Source organism: Verrucomicrobiota bacterium (genome assembly GCA_016871535.1).
In the GTDB taxonomy this organism is placed as follows: Bacteria; Verrucomicrobiota; Verrucomicrobiia; order Limisphaerales; family SIBE01; genus VHCZ01.
Genome location: VHCZ01000423.1, coordinates 1 through 2,780, shown reverse-complemented (window position 1 = coordinate 2,780; position 2,780 = coordinate 1). Strand labels below are relative to the sequence as shown.

3 protein-coding genes are annotated in these 2,780 nt (G+C 60.2%); all 3 read left to right on the top strand.

What is annotated here, in order from left to right; all coding sequences use genetic code 11:
• Positions 1-95 precede the first annotated feature (95 nt).
• Complete coding sequence (locus tag FJ398_27085; protein MBM3841542.1) at positions 96-947, top strand: hypothetical protein; 852 nt, start codon at positions 96-98, stop codon at positions 945-947.
• Between the two features lie 132 nt (positions 948-1,079).
• Positions 1,080-2,420, top strand: coding sequence for a hypothetical protein (locus tag FJ398_27080; protein MBM3841541.1), 1,341 nt, complete (start codon positions 1,080-1,082; stop codon positions 2,418-2,420).
• A 125-nt stretch (positions 2,421-2,545) separates the two neighbouring features.
• On the top strand, positions 2,546-2,780 hold a 235-nt coding region (locus FJ398_27075; GenBank protein ID MBM3841540.1), incomplete at its 3' end, for a hypothetical protein.

Here is a 2,780-nt window from a genome sequence, read left to right as displayed (position 1 = left end):
AGCGACGCGCAGATCTTTCTCGACCTGCAAAAGACCGGGCTGCGCGGACCGGACCAAGCCAACGCTTTGCGTCACTGGGAAGGATTCTGCCGGCCGTGAAATACGAAACCTACAGCGAATACAATCCCGTCGGCGTCGCCAGTGCCGAGAGTGCTTTTCTCACCGTCTGGGCCGGACTCGGTTCATGGCACAGTGATCTGGTGCTCGTCGGCGGTCTCGTTCCAAAATATCTCTGCGGCGATCTTTCTGCATCGCGCACACTACCGCGTCCGGTTACGGTTGACGCCGACCTGGGCATCTCCCTTGGCGCGTCGCTCGGCCAATACGGCAGCCTTCAGTCGGACCTGCAAGCTCAAGGCTTCCGGCTTTCCAAGGATGAGTTCGGCGGCCCACGCTTCGTGAAGAAGATCGGCGACTTCACAATCCCGGTGGATTTCCTCACGGAACACCCGCCGGCCACGCAGGGCACAGCGGTGGTGGACGATATTCCCGCCAACATTCTGCCCGGCATCAATCGCGCCCTGGCCTCTGCCCGCACGATGAAGGTGAAAGGGATTGATCTTTACGGCGCACCCCAGGAACTCACCGTCCGCGTCTGCGAAGTTGGTCCGTTCTTGGCCATGAAACTCCGCGCCTTCGCCCGCCGACAAGCGCCCAAGGACGTCTTCGATATTCTTTACACGCTGCTCCATTACGACCGGGGCACAAAGGCCGCCGTCGCTGCCTTTGGCGAAGAAGTCAGGGCCGGCAATCCCGCTTGCACCGATGCTGTGGCCTGTCTCAATCAGCATTTCCGCGACGAACAATCCTCCGCGCCCGTTCGCGCCGCTAATTTCGTTTTGGGCCAGGCTGTCCCCGGTGAATCGGAAGACATCCGCTTTCGCCGGCTGCAAATCCAGCAGGACATGGTGGACGCCGGCGCGCTGCTCCGAAAAGCCATCGCCTAGAATCATCACCATGAACTCGATCATCCTGATGAGCATGAGCGCCGCGATGAACGCGAGCATGACGGTGACGACGAGCACGCCGACGATGACAACTACGACGACAACAACGTCATCATCACCAACAACAGCAGCATGAGCAGCAGCACCACCAGGATCAGCAGCGGCAAGCGCACCGGCAACGGCGGCGGTGGTGGCAGCGGCGGTGGCGGCATCACCATGCCGCAGGTAAATCCCCACTGGGCCAGGCTGCCGCTGTTTGATCGCAAGGGGTGGAAGCGCGTGCGGTTTGGGGATGTGGTGGAGAATCTCAACGAGACGTGCGAGCCGGAGGCGGCGGGGTTGGAACGATTCATCGGGCTGGAACATCTTGAGCCGGGGTCGCTGCACATCCGGGCGTGGGGCAATGTGGCGGATGGCACGACGTTCACGCGGCGCTGCCGGCCGGGGCAGGTGCTGTTCGGCAAACGCCGGGCGTATCAGCGCAAGGTGGCGGTGGCGGGGTTCGACGCGGTGGTGTCCGGCGACATTTATGTGCTCGCGCCCAAGGGCGACCGGCTGCTGCCGGAACTCCTGCCGTTCCTCTGCCTCTCGGAGCGGTTTTTTCAGCACGCGGTTGGGACATCCGCCGGTTCGCTCTCGCCGCGCACCAACTGGAGCAGTCTCGCCAGCTTTGAGTTCGACCTCCCGCCGCTCGACCAGCAGCGCCGCATCGCCGAAATCCTCTGGGCGGTGGATGAAGTTGTTAAGGGCTGGCGAGCAACTCAACTCCATCTTGAACAGGCGCACACCGCGAAACTCAAAGCAATGATGCTCGGATCGGTGAATGGGACAGAACAACAACTCCGCGACATCGGTGATTTCGCTCCACCTCGCGGGTGGAAGGTGCAAAGAGCAGAAGAACTCGTCGCCAGCCCTATCACAAAGGGCGCAACGCCGTCGCCCCACCTGAACACCAACAGCGCGACCGTTCCATTTCTGAAAGTTTACAACCTGACATTTTCCGGCGCTTTGGATTTCACGATCGATCCGACCTATGTAGAGCCAGAAATTCACGAGAAAGACTTGAAGCGGTCACGTGTTCGTTCAGGCGACATCTTGATGAATCTCGTTGGCCCGCCACTTGGGAAAACCGCTTTGATTCCCGATGGATTCCCGGAGGCCAACGTGAACCAAGCAATCGCCATCTACCGAATAGATGACTTGGCGATGCGAGGATTCTTCGCTGCTTATCTTCGGTCAGACTTAGCTCAGAAATGGTTGGAAAAGCGTTCCAAGAAAACATCAGGCCAGCGAAATCTGACGCTTGGCTTGGCGCAGGAGCTTCCTGTTCCGATTCCGCCGGAAGAAGTCATTTCGGCAGTGCTGAAGACATTGGAGGAGTTCACGGCAGCGAAACAGGGTGTCGAAGCGGTGCTGAAAAATGCCGTTAGCGTCGGCGACTGCATCACAAACGAAATCTTCAAACCATCATGAGCTTCAACGAATCCAACACCGTCGAGCAGATGATTCTCGATGCGTTGTCCGCCGACACCACCGGCGGCCACCGGCCGTTCGAGTTAAAAGACACGCCCGGCTGGGGCGGTTCGATCGGCGGCGACATGGTGGCAGGTGCGGCATCGCACTGGGAATATGCGCCCGCTGCCGACGTTCCCCGGCAGGCCGGCGAGGTGATGGTTGAACCGTGGTTGCGGCTGGCCCTCATCCGGCTCAATCCCGAAATCGCCAACCAGCCCGACCGCGCCGACGAGGTGATTTATGCGTTGCGGGCCATTCTGCTCGCGGTGCAGGCGGATGGCTTGGTCCGGGCCAACGAGAATTTCATGGATTGGTTGC

What these genes read in the sequence shown, in the direction of transcription:
- FJ398_27080 (MBM3841541.1), top strand. Translation starts at nt 1,080, where the DNA reads ATGAGCAGCAGCACCACCAGGATCAGCAGCGGCAAGCGCACCGGCAAC.